The sequence below is a fragment of the Mesorhizobium sp. B2-3-6 genome (assembly GCF_006442305.1).
Lineage (GTDB): Bacteria > Pseudomonadota > Alphaproteobacteria > Rhizobiales > Rhizobiaceae > Mesorhizobium.
On the sequence record NZ_VFVW01000007.1, the window covers coordinates 313,514 to 333,579 of the forward strand.

The 20,066-nt window shown below is 63.6% G+C and carries 20 protein-coding genes; 12 read left to right on the top strand and 8 right to left on the bottom strand.

The features are described 5' to 3' along the window. Positions 1-195: 195 nt before the first annotated feature. The 4 genes from FJ953_RS21710 (at position 196) to FJ953_RS21725 (ending at position 3,272) form a co-directional block, all read left to right on the top strand. Positions 196-1,128 carry a VOC family protein gene (locus FJ953_RS21710; protein ID WP_140558435.1) on the top strand — a complete coding sequence of 311 codons (933 nt, stop codon included), beginning with the start codon at positions 196-198 and terminating at the stop codon, positions 1,126-1,128. Between the two features lie 10 nt (positions 1,129-1,138). Beyond that, positions 1,139-1,768 carry an alpha/beta hydrolase gene (locus FJ953_RS21715; protein WP_140525475.1) on the top strand — a complete coding sequence of 210 codons (630 nt, stop codon included), beginning with the start codon at positions 1,139-1,141 and terminating at the stop codon, positions 1,766-1,768. Next, the gene (locus FJ953_RS21720; protein WP_140625029.1) at positions 1,761-2,060 is read left to right on the top strand and encodes a GNAT family N-acetyltransferase; all 300 of its coding nucleotides are present in this window, start codon (positions 1,761-1,763) and stop codon (positions 2,058-2,060) included. The genes FJ953_RS21715 and FJ953_RS21720 overlap by 8 nt, the downstream gene beginning before the upstream one ends. Positions 2,061-2,213: 153 nt before the next feature. Continuing rightward, positions 2,214-3,272: a dipeptidase gene (locus FJ953_RS21725; RefSeq protein WP_140625030.1), complete on the top strand. Its 1,059-nt coding sequence runs from the start codon at positions 2,214-2,216 to the stop codon at positions 3,270-3,272. A gap of 5 nt (positions 3,273-3,277) precedes the next feature. Here the strand turns inward: FJ953_RS21725 and FJ953_RS21730 are convergent, their stop codons facing one another. The 4 genes from FJ953_RS21730 to FJ953_RS21745 are packed head-to-tail and all read right to left on the bottom strand — an operon-like array spanning position 3,278 to position 7,981. Next, positions 3,278-3,532: a hypothetical protein gene (locus tag FJ953_RS21730; RefSeq protein ID WP_140517897.1), complete on the bottom strand. Its 255-nt coding sequence runs from the start codon at positions 3,530-3,532 to the stop codon at positions 3,278-3,280. Between the two features lie 2 nt (positions 3,533-3,534). Next, the gene (locus FJ953_RS21735; protein WP_140625031.1) at positions 3,535-4,758 is read right to left on the bottom strand and encodes an aminomethyltransferase family protein; all 1,224 of its coding nucleotides are present in this window, start codon (positions 4,756-4,758) and stop codon (positions 3,535-3,537) included. 51 nt (positions 4,759-4,809) lie between these two features. Then, a complete protein-coding gene (locus FJ953_RS21740) occupies positions 4,810-6,375 on the bottom strand; it encodes an NAD(P)/FAD-dependent oxidoreductase (RefSeq protein ID WP_140625032.1) in 1,566 nt (521 codons plus the stop codon). After that, positions 6,362-7,981, bottom strand: a complete 1,620-nt coding sequence (locus FJ953_RS21745) for an NAD(P)/FAD-dependent oxidoreductase (RefSeq protein ID WP_140625033.1) — start codon at positions 7,979-7,981, stop codon at positions 6,362-6,364. The genes FJ953_RS21740 and FJ953_RS21745 overlap by 14 nt, the downstream gene beginning before the upstream one ends. 201 nt (positions 7,982-8,182) lie before the next feature. Between FJ953_RS21745 and FJ953_RS21750 the strand changes: the two genes are divergently transcribed. From FJ953_RS21750 to FJ953_RS21770, 5 genes are all read left to right on the top strand, one after another. Next, positions 8,183-8,983 carry a class I SAM-dependent methyltransferase gene (locus FJ953_RS21750; RefSeq protein ID WP_140625034.1) on the top strand — a complete coding sequence of 267 codons (801 nt, stop codon included), beginning with the start codon at positions 8,183-8,185 and terminating at the stop codon, positions 8,981-8,983. Between the two features lie 27 nt (positions 8,984-9,010). After that, on the top strand, positions 9,011-9,697 hold the full coding sequence (betI, locus tag FJ953_RS21755) for a transcriptional regulator BetI (RefSeq protein ID WP_140525480.1): 687 nt from the start codon (positions 9,011-9,013) through the stop codon (positions 9,695-9,697). A gap of 34 nt (positions 9,698-9,731) precedes the next feature. Next, the gene (locus FJ953_RS21760) at positions 9,732-10,832 is read left to right on the top strand and encodes an ABC transporter substrate-binding protein (protein ID WP_140525481.1); all 1,101 of its coding nucleotides are present in this window, start codon (positions 9,732-9,734) and stop codon (positions 10,830-10,832) included. 106 nt (positions 10,833-10,938) lie between these two features. Next, positions 10,939-12,015 (top strand): extracellular solute-binding protein, encoded by a 1,077-nt coding sequence (locus tag FJ953_RS21765; RefSeq protein WP_140625035.1) that lies wholly within the window; start codon positions 10,939-10,941, stop codon positions 12,013-12,015. Continuing rightward, positions 12,012-13,322: a flavin monoamine oxidase family protein gene (locus FJ953_RS21770; protein ID WP_181171661.1), complete on the top strand. Its 1,311-nt coding sequence runs from the start codon at positions 12,012-12,014 to the stop codon at positions 13,320-13,322. Before FJ953_RS21765 ends, FJ953_RS21770 begins: the two co-directional genes overlap by 4 nt. On the opposite strand, the gene FJ953_RS21775 is transcribed toward FJ953_RS21770, so the two are convergent. The 3 genes from FJ953_RS21775 to FJ953_RS21785 are packed head-to-tail and all read right to left on the bottom strand — an operon-like array spanning position 13,286 to position 16,135. Further along, entirely contained in the window at positions 13,286-14,359 is a 1,074-nt protein-coding gene (locus FJ953_RS21775; RefSeq protein WP_140625057.1) for an ABC transporter ATP-binding protein, read from the bottom strand. The two genes, FJ953_RS21770 and FJ953_RS21775, sit on opposite strands and share 37 nt — an antisense overlap. A 37-nt stretch (positions 14,360-14,396) precedes the next feature. Continuing rightward, positions 14,397-15,221 (bottom strand): ABC transporter permease, encoded by an 825-nt coding sequence (locus FJ953_RS21780; protein WP_140525484.1) that lies wholly within the window; start codon positions 15,219-15,221, stop codon positions 14,397-14,399. Further along, positions 15,218-16,135, bottom strand: a complete 918-nt coding sequence (locus FJ953_RS21785; protein WP_140625036.1) for an ABC transporter permease — start codon at positions 16,133-16,135, stop codon at positions 15,218-15,220. Before FJ953_RS21785 ends, FJ953_RS21780 begins: the two co-directional genes overlap by 4 nt. A gap of 63 nt (positions 16,136-16,198) precedes the next feature. Between FJ953_RS21785 and FJ953_RS21790 the strand changes: the two genes are divergently transcribed. Next, the gene (locus FJ953_RS21790) at positions 16,199-16,444 is read left to right on the top strand and encodes a hypothetical protein (RefSeq protein WP_140625037.1); all 246 of its coding nucleotides are present in this window, start codon (positions 16,199-16,201) and stop codon (positions 16,442-16,444) included. Between the two features lie 26 nt (positions 16,445-16,470). Continuing rightward, positions 16,471-17,889, top strand: coding sequence for an aminotransferase (locus tag FJ953_RS21795; protein WP_140625038.1), 1,419 nt, complete (start codon positions 16,471-16,473; stop codon positions 17,887-17,889). A 74-nt stretch (positions 17,890-17,963) separates the two neighbouring features. Here FJ953_RS21795 and FJ953_RS21800 read toward each other — a convergent pair whose 3' ends face one another. Continuing rightward, positions 17,964-19,166, bottom strand: coding sequence for an aromatic ring-hydroxylating dioxygenase subunit alpha (locus FJ953_RS21800; protein WP_140500615.1), 1,203 nt, complete (start codon positions 19,164-19,166; stop codon positions 17,964-17,966). Between the two features lie 438 nt (positions 19,167-19,604). Between FJ953_RS21800 and FJ953_RS21805 the strand changes: the two genes are divergently transcribed. After that, on the top strand, positions 19,605-20,015 hold the full coding sequence (locus FJ953_RS21805; RefSeq protein ID WP_140625039.1) for a hypothetical protein: 411 nt from the start codon (positions 19,605-19,607) through the stop codon (positions 20,013-20,015). Positions 20,016-20,066: the final 51 nt, after the last annotated feature.

A 20,066-nucleotide genomic window follows, 5' to 3' on the forward strand; every position in this document is an offset into this window, starting at 1 on the left:
AGCGTCGCTCATGGAACCGAAATCCCGCCCCGGCGCAAGCCTGGGCTGCTGGTGGATCGGTGAACAAACTGCTTTCGATTGTTCACTTCCAGAGTACAGTCCATCCCGTCTTTGTCGCCTTTGACGGGAACAGGCCGATGCTCATATTGGCGAGGACAGCGGCAAGGGCCGCAACAGAACAAGGGAGCAGCACTCATGCTCGATCAGATCAAGGGTTTGCATCACGTCACCTCGATGGCCAGCGATGCCCGCCAGAACAATGAGTTCTTCACTGGGAAGCTTGGCCTGCGCCGGGTCAAGAAAACGGTCAATTTCGACGCGCCCGACGTCTACCACCTCTACTATGCCGACGAGCTCGGCACGCCGGGTTCGGTGATGACCTATTTTCCGTTTCCCAATATCGGCAAGGGCCGTCACGGCGTCGGCGAAGTCGGCACCACCGCCTATTCGGTGCCGGAAGGCACGCTCGCCTATTGGGAAAGGCGCTTCGCCGAGGAAGGTATCGCCGGCCTGTCGCGCGAAGAGACCTTTGGCGAGAAGCGTCTGGCCTTCGCCGGACCGGACGGCGACGGTTTCGCGCTCGTCGAGGACAGGGCCGACACGCGCGCGCCATGGGCGAAGGGCGGCATCCCCGCCGACGAGGCGATCCGCGGCTTTCACTCCGTGTCGCTGCGCCTGAAGGATGGCGGCGCCACCGAGGAACTCTTGAAGTTCATGGGCTATGAGGAGCTCGACAAATCCGGCAATGTCAGGCGGCTGGCGATCAGGAACGGCAATGGCGCCGACGTCGTCGACATCGAATCGCTACCCGGTGCCGCCTTTGCCGATCTCGGCGCGGGCTCGGTCCATCACGTCGCTTTCGCCGTCGAGGATCGAGCCAGGCAGCTCGAAGTGCGCAAGGCGCTGATGGATACCGGCTACCAGGTGACGCCAGTGATCGACCGCGATTACTTCTGGGCGATCTATTTCCGCACGCCGGGCGGCGTTCTGTTCGAAGTCGCCACCAACGAGCCGGGCTTCGACCGCGACGAGGACACCGCCCATCTCGGTGAAGCTTTGAAGCTGCCGGCGCAGCATCAACACCTGCGGCCCTATCTCGAACAGCATCTGCAGAAGCTGGAAGACTGAGGGGCGGGTCATGAGCACAGACAGCTACATCCACAAGGTGCTGCCCGGTTCGCCGGGCGGTCCGCTGCTCTTCGTCTTCCATGGCACCGGAGGCGATGAGGGCCAGCTCGTCTCGCTGGGGCGCGATCTCGCGCCCCAGGCAACCATCATCTCGCCACGCGGCGATGTGTCTGAACAAGGCGCTGCGCGCTTTTTCCGTCGCACCGGCGAGGGCGTCTATGACATGCAGGACCTGGCGCGCGCGACTCGGAAGATGGCGGGCTTCGTCAAGGCGCAGATAGCAGCGGCGAAGCCGTCGGCGATACACGCTCTCGGCTACTCCAACGGCGCCAACATCCTGGCGTCGCTGCTGTTCGAAGCCCCTGACCTGTTCGACGCGGCGGTGCTGATGCACCCGCTGATCCCGTTCGAACCGGAGGTGAACGGCAGTCTTGCCGGGCGCCGCATTCTGGTGACCGCCGGCAGGCGGGATCCGATCTGTCCGCCGAACCTGACTTCGCGGCTCGAAGCCTATTTGCGCGCCGATGGCGCCGATGTCACAGTGGAGTGGCATGAAGGCGGGCACGAAGTGCGGCCGAACGAAATCGAGGCGGCGCGGCAGCTCCTTGCCGGCGTGGCCCAAGGAGTAAGTGATGCCTGACCAACGGCCGGAGATCGAACTCGAAGATCGTGGTTCCAAGGGCCGCTACGTGCTGCGTGGTCCGGGCGGCGCCGAGGCGGAGATGACCTTCACCAGGATCGGCGAGCACCAGATCATCATCGACCACACCGAAGTGCCCGACGCGTTTCGCGGCCAGGGTGCCGGGCTTCGGCTCGTCACCCGCGCCGTCGAGGACGCGCGCGCGGCGGGCAAGAAGATCATCCCGCTCTGTCCCTTCGCCAACGCCCAGTTCCGCCGCCATCCGGAGTGGGCCGACGTGCTGAAGGGGTAGGATCAGCCGGCGCTTTACCATTCGGGACCCGCGGGAGTAAAACAGTCTGATAGGCCAGCACGGCTTTGGCATTTGCACGCTCGGCCCATCTTGCCTAAGTAGATATGATATATCGCGGGCGGCGTGCGACACATCGAACCGAATGATCCCTTCATGACCGAAACCGATCTCGTTCCCGTCTTCGACGGCCATAACGACACGCTGCTCAGACTCTATCAGTCGAAAGACCCGGACGTCGAAAAGCTGTTCATGGAAGGGAAATCGGGCGGCCATATCGACCTGCCGCGCGCACGGGCCGGCGGGTTTGCCGGCGGCATGTTCGCGATCTTCCCGCCGCCTGTCGAGAGAGGCCGCCGCGGCGCTGTCCCGTCGACGCCCAGCGATGCCGAGCCTTTGCCGCCCGAACTCCCGCACAGCGATGCGCTGGCCTCGACGATTGCGATGGCCTCGATCCTGTTCAGGCTGGAACGGGCCGGAGCGCTGAGCGTCTGCCGCAATGCCGCAGATGTGCGCGGCGCCATGGCGCGCGACTCGATCGCTGCGGTATTCCATATCGAAGGGGTCGAGGCGATCGATCCGGAACTCACCATGCTCGACGTGCTGCATGCCGCCGGCTTGCGCTCGCTCGGCATCGTCTGGAGCCGCCCGAACGCTTTCGGCCATGGCGTGCCGTTCCGCTTTCCGTCCTCGCCCGATACCGGTCCCGGCTTGACCGATGCCGGCAAGGCGCTGGTCAAGGCCTGCAACCAACTCAGGATCATGATCGACCTGTCGCATCTCAACGAGAAGGGCTTTCGCGATGTCGCCGCGCTCAGCGATGCGCCGCTGGTCGCGACCCATTCCAACGTGCATGCGATCTGCGGCCACTCACGCAATCTCACCGACTGGCAGTTCGGCGCGATTCGCGAAACCGGCGGCATGGTCGGGCTGAACTTCGCCACCGGCTTCCTGCGCGAGGACGGAAAGATGAATGCCGATACCGGCCTCGACATCATGGTGCGCCACATCGATTCCCTGCTGCAGGCGCTGGGTGAGGATGGGGTTGGCCTCGGCTCCGATTTCGACGGAGCTATGATCCCGGCCGTCATTGGCGACGCCGCCGGCCTGCCGAAGCTCATCGATGCGCTCGCCGCACGCGGCTTCGGCCGCGCGCTGATCGAAAAGATCGCCTACCGAAACTGGCTGGCCATGCTGGAGAAAACCATAGGATAGGAAGTTCAGCCGAATCCCATGCGCTTCAGCCAGTCCTTGCCGACGCCGCGGTCGCGGATGATCGGCAGCGGGTTTTCCGAATCGAGCCGCGCGCAGATGCGGTAGACCTCAAGCGTCTCGGCGCTCATCTCGCCGCGCTTGTAGAAGAACATGGCGGCGGCATAGCGTGTGCGGCCCGACCATTTTTCGCCGAGTGGCGTGTTGACCAGTTCCCACTGTTCGGCCGCCTCTTCTTGCTGCTTGTCGGCTTCCTCGCCCATGGTCAGAAATCCGCCGGCGGATTGGCGGTGCGACGATCGAGCTTGATGAACGGCCGCGGCACCACCTTGGCCCGCTTCATCAGCTTTTGGTATTGCAGCTCGCGCATGGCGTAGATCTCGACCCAGAGGTCGTCGACGACAGTATCACCATATGGTCGCGCCAGCGAAGCGATGGCGATGTTGCGCTTGGCCATCGGCGACCACATGGCGGCGCTGACCAGCCCGACCTCCTGGCTTTTTCTGTGATAGACGATGGCGTGTTCGGCCGGGATGTTGCCTTCGATCTCCAGCCCGACCAGCACATGCCGCAGCGTGCGCTTGGCGCGTCCCTCGAAGATGGCGCGACGGCCGTTGAAATGGGCCTTTTCCAGGTCGATCATGAAGCCGAGCCCGATCTCGTCGGGCATGCGCAAGCGGTCGGCACGGATGGCGTGTTCGGCTGTCGTGAAGTCGGCATTGGCGACGATCAGCCCGGCCTCGATCCGGGCGCGGTTGAGCGCGGTATAGCCGATGGCGCGGATGCCGCGCAGTTCGCCGGCCGCCATCAGCCGGTCCCACAGGCTCAGCGCCTTGTCGACCGGCATGAACAATTCATAGCCGAGGTCGCCGGTGAAGCCGGTGCGCGAGATGGTGACGGTTTCGCCATCATGCGGGAATTCGGCGAGGTCGAATGCCTTCAGCTTTCCGACATCGGCAAAACCGGCATCACGCAGCACGGCGAAAGAGGTCGGACCTTGCAGTGCCAGGCCCGCGACGGCTTCGGTCTCTTCCTCCACCGTCACATCGAATCCAATGGCGCTGTCGAGCAGCCAAGGCAAATGCCGCTCCTGCGAGCACAGCCGGAACCGCATCGGCGAGAGCCGGAACAGCGTGCCGTCATCGAGGACGAAGCCCTCGTCGTCGCACCATGCGGTATAATGGACGCGGCCCGGCTTCAGCCTGGTCACGTCGCGCAGCGTGACGCGGTCGAGGAAGGCCTGGGCGTCCGGTCCCTCGACGCGGTACTTGGTCATCGGCGAGATGTCGAAGAGCGCCGACTGGCTGCGAATGGCGAAATATTCGAGCTCCTCGTCCCACAGCGAATGGGGGGCGCGGTAGCCCGCCCAGTTGTACCAATCCTGGGTCTTGGCCAGAGCATCGATGCGCGGCTGGAAAGGCGTGCCGAGACGCAACGTGCGGAAGTGGGATTGGGCGGCGATGCGGGCGGATGATGGTTGCTGATTCATGCTGGCGATCCTTCGCCGTAGAACGCGACTGCCGCCAACTGAAACATCGCCTTACCCCTTCATCGCAATGATGCGTCGAGCGGCGTTCAATCCAGGTGCGCCGGAGACGCCGCCGCCGGGATGTGAACCGGCACCGGCGAGAAACAGCCCGTCGAGCGGTGTGTCATAGCCGGACCAGCCCGAGACCGGGCGCGAGATCAGCATCTGGTCGGCCTGCAACTCGCCGTGGTGCCAGTGGCCGCCCGGCATGCGGTAGCGCGTTTCGATGTCGGCGGGCGTCAAGAGCTCGGTGTGGCGCACCGTCTTGCCGATGCCTGGCGCGTAGGCTTCGAGCTGAGCCATGATTGCCTCCAGGAATTTCGCCTTGCCGGCGCCCCATCCCTCTTTCAGAGCATAGGGCGCGTATTGCACCACCGCCGACAGCACGCAGGCGCCGTCGGGCGCGAGTGATGGATCGGCGAGGCTGGGCAGCGTGATCTCCATCACCGGTTCGGGCGAGAACGCGCCGTATTTGGATGGATTGAAGGCGCGCTCGACATGATCGGGCGAGGGGGCGATAACCAGTCGCCCCCTGTGGCCGGCGGCATCGACACCTGTGAATTGCGGCGGCCTGTCGAGCGCCAGGTGAAGCTTGGCGACATCACCTTTCATGCGGATGTTGTTCACCTTGCGCACGAAGCCGGTGTCGAGTTCGCGTGGACCGACAAGGTCGAGCAAAGTCGTCGCCGGATTTGTCGCGGAGACGATCGTCCTGGCGCGCAGCACCTCGCCATTGTCCAATGCGATACCGACGGCACGGCCTTTCTCGACAATGATCCTTGCGACAGGCGCCGATGTGCGGACGTTCACGCCGGCCTTTTCGGCCGAGGCGCGGATGGCGGCGATCACCGCGCCCATGCCGCCCTTCGGCACTATCTGCGCGCCGGCCGCACCGCCGACCTCGCCGGCCAGCCGGTAATAGAGGCCGAGCAGCGAGGTGGGCGAGCGCGGACCGAGATGGCTGCCGAGCGTCGCGTCGAAGGCAAGCAGCCCTTTCAGCCTGATGTCGGCAAGCTGCTCGTCGAGCAGGTCGGCGACGTTCATCAAGAGCACGCGCAGGAAATCGCGCATGTCTTCCTTGCCGAGCCTTTTCAGCGCCAGAGCGGTCTGGCCGAGCGCCGCCGTCTCCAGCAGCCACATGCCGGCCAGATCGGGCGGACGACGCGAGAGGAAGGGTTCCAGGACGCCGGCGTAGCGCAGCAGTTGCGCGCGCAACTGCTTCCACGCCGATTGCTCCGACGAACTTGCACCGGTCAGCATTTCGCCATAGGCGCCGTGCAGGACCAGCGAGGGGCCGTCCATCGACAGCGCAACCGACGGCGCGAAGTCGTCTGGGGTGATCCGCAAGCCATGCTTCTCCAGCTCCAGCGTCTTCACCACGTCGGGGTGCAGCCTGTTCAGCAGATGGGCGATCGATGAGACATGAAAACCCGGCGCGAATTCCTCCGTGCGCGCGGCGCCGCCGAGATCGTTCCCAGCTTCCAGCAGCAGCACCTTGCGCCCTGCCTTCGCCAGCGTGACAGCAGTGACGAGGCCATTATGGCCGCCGCCAATGACGATTGCATCATATGACGTCATGGGCCGGGCTCATATGTGAGATCGATTTGGCGAGATCGCGCAGGATCTCGGCCGCGGCATTGCGCCCGGGCGCGCCCATGACGCCGCCGCCGGGATGGGTCGAGGAGCCGCACATGTAAAGCCCGCCGACCGGCGAGCGGTATTGCGCGTAGCCCGGCACCGGGCGGTTGAACAGAAGCTGGTCGAAGGTCAGTTCGCCCTGGAAGATGTTGCCTTCGGCGAGCCCGACCTCGGCCTCGATTTCGCGCGGCGTGCGCACCTCCATGTGGACGATGCGGTCGCGAAAGCCGGGCGAGTAGTCGGCAATCTGCGCAATCACGCTTTCGGCGAATCCGTCGCGATCGGCGTCGGTCCATTCATGGCCGTTCACCTTGGGCGGCGCGTATTGCACGAAGCAGCTCATGAAGTGTTTTCCCGGCGGCGCCATCGTCGGGTCGAGCGTCGTCGGGATGACCATGTCGAGGAAGGGGTCGGCCGACCAGCGCCCGGCCTTCCAGTCGTCATAGGCGCGCTCCATCCGCTCCATCGAATCGGTGAAATGCATGTCGCCGCGATAAACCGGCGAATCCTTCGGCAGAGCTGGGAATTCGGGCATCGAGTCCAGCGCGATGTTGACCTTGCCGGACGAACCTCGGATCTTGAAGTTCCTGACCCGGCGCAGGAAAATCTCGGGCAGTTCCTTTTCCTCGACCAGTTTCAGGAAGGTTCGTTTCACGTCGGCGTTGGAGACGACGAGCTTGCCACGGATCTCCTCACCGCCAGCCAGCACCACACCCTTGGCCTTGCCGCGGCTCACCAGAACATGGTCGACCTCGGCGCCGGTGCGAATGGTTCCACCCGACGCCTTGAAGGATGCCGCCAGCGCTTTTGTCACCGCGCCCATGCCGCCGCGCGCATAGCCCCAGGCGCCGACCGAGCCGTCGACCTCGCCCATATAGTGGTGCAGCAGCACATAAGCCGTGCCGGGCGACATCGGACCGAGCGCCGTGCCGATGATGCCGGACAAAGCGAAATTGGCCTTGATGACATCGGTCTCGAAATATTCATCGAGGAAGTCTGAGATCGACATGGTCCAGAAGCGCAGCGTCAGCGCCATTTCCTCCGCCGACAGGCCCGCGAATTTCTTGCCCAGATAAAGGAGCTCGCCCAGATCCCGCGGCCGCAGACTGGTCGGGTCGGGCGCGGTGCGCATCAACAGCGGCTGGATGAAACGGCACTGGCGCGTCACGTCGCGCGCATAACGGTCGTAGGCTTCGGCATCGCGTTTCGAGAAGCGCGCAAATTCGCGCCGGTGTGCATCATGGTCCCGGTAATTGGCGAGATAATCGCCATCCCTGGTGAACACCGCGCCGCCCTCATAGGAGATAACCTGCAGGCCGAAGCGCGGCAGTTCGAGGTCGCGCATGATTTCAGGGCGAAACAGCGAACAGACATAGGAACAGTTGGAATAGAGGAAGCCCGACGTCAATTCCCGGCTGGTGGCGGCGCCGCCGACCCAGGGATTCTTCTCCACCACCAGCACGTCGAGCCCGGCGCGCTGGAGATAGCAGGCGTTGACCAGTCCGTTGTGTCCGCCGCCGATGACGATCGCACCCCAAGCTTTCATTTTGGCCCAGTCTTTCCATGCGATCCGCTGTTCATTTTGGCGTAATCCGTCCCCTCAATGCGCGAAATTTGGCACGGTAGTCGTCGTTTTGTCCAGCCATATTGAATGAATGTTCAACAAATGATGTTGCGTTTTCCCAGACATGGGCTAGGCTTTGCAGGCGTTCGAGACGGACATTCGTCGATTGGGGATCGAGGGTTGATGATCGAAACGGCCGAGGCCGAGCCGGAGTATGACGGAGCCGCCATCCGCTTCCTCGAGGCGCTGTGGGGCGACGGCTACCTGTCGCCGGGCGGGCCCGACGAAGTCGACCGCGTGCTCGAGGGACTTTCGCTCGCAGGCAAGACCGTGCTCGACATCGGCTGCGGGTCCGGAGGCATCACGCTGCATCTGGTCGAACGGCATGGCGCCGCGCACGTCACCGGCTTCGATGTCGAGCGGCCGGTGATCGAAACGGCCAGGCGCCGGGCAGCCTCCCGCGGGCTTGCCGACCGCGCCAGCTTCATCCAGGCGCCGCCTGGGCGGTTGCCTTTCGAGGATCAGTCGTTCGACGTCGTCTTCTCCAAGGATGCGCTGCTGCATGTCGCCGACAAGGATACGCTGTTTGCGGAGATATTCCGCGTGCTCAAGGCCGGCGGCGCCTTTGCGGCATCAAACTGGATGATCTCGCATGACGGCGAACCATCACCGGAGATGAAGGCCTATGTCGCCGCCGAAGGGCTGTCCTTCGCGATGGCCTCGCCGGCGCGCTACGCACAGGCGATGCGCCAGGCGGGCTTTGCCGAGATCGCGGTTCGCGACCGGAATCCCTGGTACCGCGAGGTGGCGCGGGGCGAACTGGAAAGGCTGAAGGGGCCGCTCTATCCGACGGTCGCGGCGGCAGTGGGCGCCGCCTATGTCGACAAGAACATACGAACCTGGGAGGCCATGCAGAAGGTGCTTGACAGTGGCGAGCACCGTCCCACTCATCTTCGCGGGCAAAAACCGAAGATGGTCGGCTAGCCGGCGATGTGGAGCATGACCGCACCCATGAAAATTGCAGCACGCCAAGAGCAGTCCGCCGAGGCATCGAGCGAACCCGAGAAACGCGGGCGTAAGGCTTCCAAGGAGGTCAGGCAGCTTCAGCTGATCGAGGCGACGATCGATTCGTTGGCCAAGCGCGGCTATTCGGAGACGACGATGGCCGACGTCGCCGATGGCGCGGGCCTGTCGCGCGGCATCGTCAATTTCCATTTCGAGAGCAAGGAAAAACTGCTGATCGCGACCTTGCAGCATATGTATGACGAGTACTCGGCGCATTGGCGCAATGCCTTGGAGAAAGCGGGGAACGATCCCGCCGACCAGTTGCGGACCCTGGTCGCGGCCGATTTCGACCGTTCGATCTGCAACAAGCGCAAGCTGGCGGCTTGGTGCGCCTTCTGGGGCGAGGCCAAGTCGCGGCCGACCTATCAGGCGCTGAGCAGCGCCCGCGATGCCGTTTACCAGAACATCTTCATCGAGCTTTGCGCGACGCTCAAGCAAAGCGGCGGCTATGCCTATGAGCCGCAGGTCATGGCGCTGGCGCTCAGCGCGATGCTGGAGGGACTGTGGCTGCGCTTGATGATGGGCACCGAAGACACTACCCGCGAGAGCGCCTTGCAGGCAGCCAACGAATTCCTGTCGGCCGCATTCCCTAAACATTACCAGGGAGCAGCCGCCACCCGTCGCAAGGCATGAAGCAATCGATAAAATAAAAGAGGATGGAACAGCAATGAAGACATCAATCCAGCGGCTGACATTGGCCCGACGCCTGACATTGACCCTGGCATTGACCGGCGTGCTGGCGGCCTCGGCCGCAGCCCTGGCGGTTGCCGCCGACAAAGACCTGGTCGTGTTCGACTGGTCCGGCTATGAGGATCCGAGCTTCCATCCGAAATATGTCGAGAAGAACGGCGATTCGCCGACCTTCGCCTTCTTTGGCGACGAGGACGAGGCGTTCGAAAAAGTGCGCTCGGGTTTCAAGGCCGATCTCGGCCATCCCTGCTCGCAGAGCGTGGTGAAATGGCGCGAGGCCGGCCTGCTGCGGCCGCTCGACACATCGAAGATAACAGGCTGGAAAGATCTCAATCCCGGAATCATGGCGATGAAGGATCTCGCCACGACCGCCGATGGCAAGGCCTGGTTCATGCCCTGGGACTGGGGCAACACCCAGCTCACCTATAATTCCGAAAAGGTCGACGCCAAGGACGTGCAGTCGCTGAAGGCGTTCGCCGATCCGAAGTTCAAGGGCCGGGTTTCGATCGGCGACAATGTCGACGACGCCTATGCGCTGGCGAGCCTCGCCATCGGCGTCAAGGACTGGACCAAGATGACCGACGACCAGTTCAAGCAGGCGTCGGATTTCCTGCGCCAGGTGCATAAGAACGTGCGCTCCTACTGGACCGACACAACGGACGTGGTGCAGCTTTTGAGCGGCGGCGAGGTCGATCTTGCCTGGGCATGGAACGACGCCACCGTGCAATCGGTCGCCGCCGGCGTGCCGATCAAGGCCAAGAAGGACACGGACGAAGGCATTTCGACCTGGGTCTGCGGCTATGTGCTGTTCAAGGATGCGCCCGGCAATGTCGACAAGGCATATGATTATCTGAACGCCGTCAACGATCCCGAAACCGCCAAGGTGCTGGTCAAGGACTGGGGCTATGGCCAGGCCAACGCCAAGGGCATGGCCGGCGTCGATCAGGCCGTGCTGAAGGAAAAAGGCTATGACGATGTGCAGAAATTCGTCGACAAGACGCTGTTCCAGTCGCCGGTGCCCTCGCAGCTCAAGCTCAAGATGATCGCCGAATTCGAGAAGATCAAAGCCGGATATTGAGCCGGTTCGGCCGCCCGCCCGCCTGCGGAGATGGTGGGTGGGCTCGCCAAGAGAGGCGAATTCTCATAACCTCGCGGCAGCCTTTCGCGACGGGGGAATTCGCACCATGAAGCCAGTGCTACGCAGCCTTGCCCTTGCCGCCGCCTGCGTGATCGGCGCCGGCGCCGTCTATGCCTGGGCGGAAGGTGGCGGCGACCTCGTCGTGTTCGACTGGTCCGGCTATGAGGACCCGCTGCTGCACCCTGCCTATGCCGCCAAATACGGCGCCGAGCCGACCTTCGCCTTCTTCGGCGACGAGGACGAGGCCTTCGAGAAGATGCGGGCCGGCTTCAAGGCCGACATCGCGCATCCCTGTTCGCAAAGCGTGGTCAAGTGGCGCGAGGCGGGCTTGCTGCAGCCGCTCGACACGTCGAGGATAGCAGACTGGAAAGACCTCAATCCCGGCATCATGGCGATGAAGGATCTCGCCACCACCGACGACGGCAAAGCGTGGTTCATGCCATTCGACTGGGGCAACACCTCGCTTCTCTACCGCACCGACAAGGTGACGCCGGAGCAGGCGCAATCGCTCAGGATCTTCGCCGACCCGAAGTTCAAGGGCCGCGTCACCATCGGCGACAATGTCGACGACGCCTATGCGCTGGCGAGCCTGGTCATCGGGCTGAAAGACTGGACCAGGATGACCGATGCTCAGTTCCAGGAGGCGTCCGCCTTCCTTCGCGACGTGCACAAGAACATCCGTTTCTATTGGACCGACGACACCGATCTCAACCAGGCCTTCATCGGCAATGAGGTCGATCTCGTCTGGGGCTGGAACGAGACCTATGTGACGCTGAAGGGGCAAGGCCTGCCGATCGCCATGAACCGCGACAGCAAGGAAGGCATCTCGACCTGGGTGTGCGGCTATGTGCTGATGAAGGACGCGCCGGGCAAGCTCGACCAGGCCTATGATTTCCTCAGCGCGGTCAATGCGCCGGGGGTGTCGGACTATATGGTCAAGACCTTCGGCTACGGCCATGGCAACGGTGCCGGCATGGCCGCGGTCGATCACCAGGTGCTGGCCGACCGCGGCTTCGACAATCTCGACAAATTCCTCGACAAGACGCTGTTCCAGCAGCCGGTGCCGCCGGCACTGAAGCAGCGCATGGTCGCCGAGTTCGAGAAGATCAAGGCCGGCTATTGAACAGCGGATCCGCAAGAGCCGATGTCGTCATCATCGGCGCCGGCTTCACCGGGCTGTCGGCCGCGCTCGAGCTGAAAAAGGCCGGCGTCGATTTCGTGCTGCTCGAAGCGCGCGACCGTGTCGGCGGGCGCGTCGAGTCGATGGAGATCGGTTCCGGCGAGCGCATCGACAGTGGCGGGCAGTTCCTGTGCGAGGACATGCCGGAGCTGATGGCGCTTGTCGACGCGCGCGGCAAGACGCTTGTCGAAACCCATGTCGACGGCGCGTTTATCGCCCAGCCGCCAATCTCCGCCGCCGAGGCGAAGCGAACCTATTCTGGTTCGATGGCGATCCGCGATCGGATGAACGCGATCGCGCCGGACGATCCCTCGATTGCCGGGCTGACCGTTGCCGCCTGGCTCGACCGGCAAGACGATGCCGATGCCGCCAAGGCAGCCTTCCGCTCGATGATCGAAGGCCTGTGGTGCCTGACGCTGGAGAAACTGCCGCTCTGGCACCTGATCGACAACGATCGGCGCATCACCAATGAGGTGCCGGAGCTCCAGTATTTCCTGCGCGAGACGATGCAGTCGGTGGCCGAGGACCTGGCCAGCGATCTCGGCGACCGGCTGTGGCTCAACGCGGCCGTTTCATGCATCGAGCATGGACCGCAAGCCGTTCGCATCGTCTCGGCGGCGGGTGTCATTGAAGCGCGGGCGGCACTTGTCGCGGTGCCGCCGGTCATGGCGGCGAAACTGGGCTTCGCACCCGCCCTGCCCGAATCCCTGGCGAAGGCGCTCGGCGTTTGGGAAAGCGGCGCCGTGATCAAGGTGCTAGTGCGCTACCCCGCTGCCTTCTGGCGCCGCCGCGGCTTGAGCGGCATGGTGATGTGGCGCGACCCGCCGGGGCTGTTCGCTTGCGATGCCAGTCCGGATGAAGGCCACGCGGCGCTGGTCGTCTTCGTCGGCGGCCCGCTCGCCTTGCGCTGGGGTGAGCTTGGCGAGACGGCACTGCGCGCCGAAGTGACCGGGAAACTGGTGGAAGCCCTCGGTCCCGACGCGGCCGAAATCGCGGGTTTCAGCCAGCGCGACTGGACGCATGACCGCTGGAGCGGCGGCGGCTACAGCGACCTCATCGTCGACGTCGCGGCGACCGATGCCGAACCTGTGCTCCTGGCCGGCGCGCCGCCTGTTCATTTCGCATCGTCGGAGCTGTCGCCGTCATTTCCCGGCTATGTCGAAGGGGCGATCGTTGCCGGTCGCATAGCGGCGCGAAAGATCATCGCGGACCGTCAATCCGCCACCGCCACCAGGGCTTCGGGATCGTAGGCGAGGCGAATCGAAGTGCCGACCGGAATATCGTCGGCGCCGAAATCGTTGGTCTCGGTTACCGACAGCGGCTTTTCCAGGCCGGGGATCTCGACGATCAAATGGGTGATCTCGCCAAAATAGTGGCGTTCGACCACCTTTCCGGCAACCTCGAACTTGGCCGTCGCATTGTCCCACAGGACGCGCAGGCGCTCCGGGCGGATGCCGAGCGTGGCGCCGCCGCCATTGCGCACGAAGGCCTTCGGCTTGTCGGTCTTCACACGGCCGAAGCCCAGCGTGTCGACGACCAGCGAGGCGCCGTTCTCCTCGACGATCTCGGCCTTGACGAAATTCATGCCGCCGAGGAAGTCGGCGACCTGGCGGTTGACCGGCCGCTGGTAGATCTCCTTGGGCGAGGCGACCTGCGCGATCCTGCCGCCGAACATCACGGCGATGCGGTCGGACATGGCCAGCGCCTCATACTGGTCGTGGGTGACCAGCACAAAGGTGATGCCGACAGCCTGCTGCAGGCGGCGCAGTTCGACCTGCATCTGCTCGCGCAGCTTCTTGTCGAGCGCCGACAGCGGCTCGTCGAGCAGCAGCACCTTGGGCCGCATCACCAGCGCGCGGGCGAGCGCGACGCGTTGCCGCTGGCCGCCGGACAGTTCGGTGGCGAGCCGCTTGCCGAGACCGGTTAGCGACACCTGCGCCAAGGCCTCCTCGACGCGGCGCTTCTCCTCGCCGCCCTGCAATTTCAGCCGCTTCAGGCCATAGGCGACGTTCTGCTCGACATTGAGATGCGGGAAGATCGCATAGCTCTGGAACACCATGTTGGTCGGTCGGCGATTGGGCGCCATGCCTTCCATCGGCTGGCCGCCGACCGAAATCGAACCGCTCGTCGGGTTGTCGAAGCCGGCGATCATGCGCAACAGCGTGGTCTTGCCGCAGCCGGACGGGCCGAGCAGCGAGAAGAATTCGCCCTCGCGAATGGTCAAGGACGCATCGTCGAGCGCCTTGAAGGCGCCGTAGCTGCGGGTGACGCCGTTGATCTCGATCATCGTCCGTTCGGACAGGGTTCGTGCGGATGGGGCCTGCTCAGGCATAAAGCCCTCCCTCGTTCTGGGTGCGTCTGGCGGCGCGGCGGCGCAGGATTTCGGCGACGGTCATCAGCAGGAAGGAGGCGACCAGCAGCAGCGTGCCGAGCGCGAGCACGCCCGGCAGTTTCGCCGCGAAGCGCAACTGGCCCCAGATATAGATCGGCAGCGTCGCCTCGGTACCGGTCAGGAAGAAGGCGATGATGAACTCGTCCAGCGAAATGGTGAAGCAGACCAGCAGGCTGGAGATGATTGCCGGCGCCACCATCGGCAGCGTCACCCGCCGGAAGGTGCCGAAGGCGCTCTCGCCGAGGTCGGCCGAGGCCTCCTCGAGGCTGCGATCGAAACCCTCGAAGCCGGAGGTCAGCACCGTCATCGAATAGGGGATGCAGACCAGGACATGGCCGAGCACGACGGTAAACAGAGAGAGGCTCAAGCCGAGCTGCAGCATCACCAGCAGCATCGAGATGGCGACGATGACTTCCGGCAGCACGAGCGGCGCCATGATCAGACCGTTGATGGCCCGCCGGCCGGGATAGCGGTAGCGGGTGATCGAGCGGGCAGCGAGGATGCCGAGAACCGTCGAAAGGACGGACGCCGAGACGCCGACGATCAGGCTGTTCCAGGTGGCGTCGAGCAGCGCCGGCGTGTTGGGCAGGTCCTCGTACCATTTGAGGGTGTAGCCGGTCAGCGGGAATTTCGGTGTGGCCGCAGTGTTGATCGAAAAGATCGGCAGGAAGATCACGGGCAGATAAAGGAAGCCGACATAAAGGAAGGCGTAGGCCGACAGCCAGCCGCCCGGCAGCAGACGTCGCGCCGCGCTCATCGCGCAAGCCTCTGGGCGGCACGGATGACCAGCACCGTGGCGCCGGCCATCAACGTCACGACCAGCATGGTGGTGACGGAAAGGGCGGCGCCCAGCGGCCAGTTCGAGGCCTTGCCGAACTGCGCCTGGATGGCGTTGGCGATCATGACGCCGTCCTTGCCGCCGACGAGCTTGGGGGTGACATAGTCGCCGACCGTCGGGATCATCACGATCAGCGCCGCCGAGATGATGCCTGGCGCCGACAGCGGCAAAGTCACGCGAAGGAACGAACGAAAGGGACCATCGCCGAGATCCGTAGCCGCCTCCACCAGGGTCCGGTCGATCTTCTCCAGCGAGACGAAGATCGGCAGGATGGCGAAGGCCGCCCAGGCGTGGGTCAGCGTGATGATGACGGCGCTCGAATTGTAGAGCAGCGCCGTCGACGGCTCGTTGATGATGCCGAGGCCGATCAGCCCGGAGTTCAAGACGCCGTTATAGCCGAGAATGACCTTCCACGACATCACGCGCAGGAGATAGCTGGTCCAGAACGGGATGGTGATGAGGAACAGCCACAGGCTCTTGTGGCGGCCGCCGTGGAAGGAAATGAAATAGGCGATCGGATAAGCCAGGACGACGGTGAAGAAGCTGACCGTCAGCGAGATATACAGCGAGCGCCACAACAGATCGCGATAGATCGGCTCGGTCAGGGCGACGCGGTAGTTTTCCAGCGTGAAGGTGCGGTCGATGGTCAGATAGTTCTGCGTCCAGAAGGAGTGGGCGATGACCACCAGGATCGGCAGGACCAGGAGGATGAGCGCGTAGAGAAAGGTCGGGCTGATCAGGGCAAAGCCCTGCACGGGTTCGGATTGCAGAAGGGCATTTCGTCTGGCCCGCGTCATGCGCAACGGGGGCGACCCTTCCGCCGCCGCCGTCATTGCCAGGCTCCGGGGGGCAGGGCTCCGGCTGTGGTCTCGGTTGCTGGCCTGGAGCGTCCCGCCATGCGGTATCCCATTGGACTGGCGCCGGCTGTTTGTTCCCAATTTTGTTTTGGAGCGCGATCGAACGCAAAACCGGTGACCAGTTTTGCTGATCGCGCTCCGAGCTTGCCGGCTTTCTTTCATCATGCCCGCATCCGCGGATTGAAATCAAGCGCTATTTCTGAGATATTGATTGAACAGACATTCAAAATGGTGCGGATTATGCCGGAAATTTCCGGCACTGCCGGCCAAATTTCGAAATCCTGAATTCGACGAATGATGTGGAGATGACAATGGCGGCTGCGAGGGACCTGAAGGCGAGCGAAATGGCCGAAGCTGGAGCCGCCGATGCCGTCGAGTTGGCCAGGCGCCATCTCGTCCAGCCCTGGCCGTATGCCGGTTCGGTCGGCGCGGAAGCGCGCGCGCTGATCGGCGAAGGCGACGGCATCTACATCACCGACGGCACCGGCAAGCGGTTGATCGACGGGCCGGCCGGCATGTGGTGCGTCAATGTCGGCCATCGGCGCGAGGAGCTCGCCAGGGTGATGTACGACCAGGCGATGGCACTGTCCTACAATACGCCCTGGTACACGATGAACGCGCCGTCGGCGGAACTTGCCGGTCGCATAGCAGGTCATGCGCCTGGCGATCTCAGCCACGTCTTCTACACCACAGGCGGCTCCTCGGCGGTGGAGACGGCGCTGCGCTTCATGCAGTTCTACAACAATGTGCGGGGCCGGCCGGAGAAGAAGCTGATCCTGTCGCGCGGCGGCGCCTATCACGGCTCGACCTATCTGTCGGCCTCGCTCAATGGCCGCCCGCGTGACCGCGACTGGATGGACGGCGCCGACGAGCTGGTGATCAAGCTGTCCTCGCCCGATCCGTTCCGTCGTCCGCAGGGCATGAGCATAGCTGATTTCACCGACTTCCTCGTCGGTCAGTTCCGCGACACCGTCGCGCGTGTCGGCGCCGACAGGATCGGCGCTTTCGTCGGCGAGCCGGTGCAGGCCTCCGGCGGCGTTATCGTGCCGCCGGACGGCTATCTCAAGCGCATTCGCGAGATCTGCCGCGACAACGACATCCTCTATGTCTCCGACGAGGTGGTGACGGGCTTTGGACGGCTGGGCCATGTCTTCGCCTCCGGCGATGTGTTCGGCATCGATCCCGACATGATCACCTTCGCCAAGGGTGTGACGTCAGGCTATTTCCCGCTCGGCGGCGTCATCATATCGGAACGGCTGCTGGAGGAACTGCGCCGGTCGAACCATCCCGACGCGATGTTCGGCCATGGCCTGACCTACACCTCCCATCCGGTCGGCTGCGCAGTGGCGCTCAGGAATCTCGACCTTCTGGAACAGGGCGTACTTGCCCATACGCAAGCGGTCGCGCCCTATTTCCAGGCGCAGCTGAAGACGCTGGAAGAATTGCCGTTGGTCGGCGAGGTGCGCGGGCTGGGATTGATGGGCTGCGTCGAATGTGTCGCCGACCGCGAAAGCAAGGACCCGCTGCAGCTCGACAAGGATGTCGGCAAACGCATCGACGCGCATTGCCACGAGCTCGGCCTGCTGGTGCGGCCGCTGATCAACATGTGCGTGATGTCGCCGCCGCTGGTCATCAGGCGCGAGCAGATCGACGACATGGTCGGCATTTTGCGCGAGGGCATTTCGCGCACGATGGATGATCTCAGGAAAGAAGGGGTGTGGCGGGGATGACGTTCTTTCTTCGCCCCGCATAGGACGGGGAGAGGAGCGCTCTCACCGATGGTTTCGCCAATTATCGGCGTCGCCTATCCACGCGACCGCAGCGCGTCGTTCAAGTTCCACATGTCCTTCTCCTCCGGCGCCGTTTCGAGCCCAAGCACGGGGATCTGCCTGCGCAGATGGTCGTGGTGGGTGCGCACTCCGTATTCGAGGTCGGAGAGGTAAAAACCCTCGAAGGCTTCCGACAGCATGGATTCGTTCGACCACACCGAAAGCTGGACATCCTCCGACATGGTGTCGCGGTCGATGCGGAAGGAGAGATAGCGGGCCGCAGCCTGCTCGCGGCTTTCGTCGCGATAGCGGTAAATGGCGCCGCGCAGCAGGGTCTCACCCGTCGACAGCGGGAACTCCTGATAGAACTGCACCGATTCCGGCATCACCGAGAGGACGGCATTGGGGAAGATGCCATAATAGACCCAGGCCTTCTTCAGATAGTCCGGCAGATGCGCCGGCTCCGGCGCGATCTTGACGTAGTTCCTTACGCTCCAGCGACGGCCGGCATGCGGGTTGTAGCTGGCGAAGGAGCGCGACACGCCGTTGACGAAGGGTTCGTCGAAATAGGTCGCGCCATAGAGGTCCTGCAGAGCCGGGTGCGCCATGGCGACGTGATAGCCCTCATTGTCGACGTCGCGCACCGACTTCCAGTTGACCGGAGTTTTCTGGGTCCAGATGCCCCAGGAGGGCACCATGTCGGCGGCCTTGTAGTGCGAGAATTCGGGCTCGATCGGCTTCATCAACTCGGCGACGGACGGCTGCGGGCCGCCAGCGCGGAAGCGGATGAAGATGAAGCCCATCCACACCTCCAGATCGAGCGGCATCAGGCCGAACTCGGTCTTGTCGAGATCGGGAAAGGAACGCGGGCGGGCAGCGCCGCGCAACGTGCCGTCGAGATTGTAGACCCAGCCGTGGAACGGGCACACAAGCGCGTTCTTGCAATTGCCCTGGCTGTCGGCGACGACACGGCTGCCGCGATGGCGGCACATATTGTTGAAACCGCGCACGACGCCGTCCTTGCCGCGCACGATCAGAGCGCGTTCGCCGACGACGTCCATGGCCAGGTAGTCGCCGGCGTCAGGGATGTCGCTGACATGTCCGGCGATTTGCCAATGGTTGCGGAAAACGTGCTCCTTCTCGAGTTCGAGGAGGGCATCGGAATGGTAGCTCCAGCCAGGCAGTCCCCGCCGGTCCCAATCGTTGGGAATGGCCACGTCACGGAGATGCGGGTTCATAAAACGTCTCTTCTTTTTATTGAATATCCGTTCAATATAATCATATTTTTCATTGAAATGCAATGGCTTGTGGAAACAAGTATATTTTCGAAAGAAAATTGGCGCGCCGATTTCAATCCAATCCGATGTGACGGCTGGCCCCGAAAACCCCGGAGAATCCGGGCGTTAGCCCGGGTTTCAAAGCTTGGTTCCGGCAGGGTTTCGAAGCAAATCCTGCCACGGCGGAAGCCGAGGCAAAAGGCGTCGCCGCCGTCTTGCCCGCTTGCCGATCCGCCGAGCCGAGATCGGCAAGCGGGCGCGTGATGCCCAGTTGGTGGGGGCTGCCGCGGGTGCCGTTTCAAGGCGGTTACAATATCAGATTCACGCCAGCTTTCCGCTGATACAGAGCGCGACTAAGTTCGTTTTATCAAAAAAAGAAAGTCAACGAAGGGGATGATGATGCATGCGAAAGTTCAGATTGCCAGCAACGACCGCCGGTCCCAGGCTCCGGAGCGCGTTGGCCGCCGCCCGAAGCTGGCGTTGCGCCAGCGCGCCAGCGACCACCCCATGGCGATGTTCATGGCGCTGGCTGCTTGCGCCTTCGCCGGCATGGCGTTTGCGCCGACGGTCGGCCCGGCCTTTGCTTCGCTCAATCCACCGACCAACGTCGTCGGCGGCGCAATGACCACCACCAGAACCGCACGCCTGCCGATGTCGATGGTCGACTTTGCCTGCAAGGGTCAGGCCTGGGGCGCCGAGAGCGTCGATTGCCTGCGGGCCATAGCCGAGCAGTCCGGAGCCCACAAAGCCCGTGCGGTCCGGATGATCGCCAATGCCGCGCCGCTGACCAATACGCCGAATATTTTCTGAGTTCGACTGAAACATGGTTCCGAAGCGGCTCCGCTTTGGAACGTGCCGCGG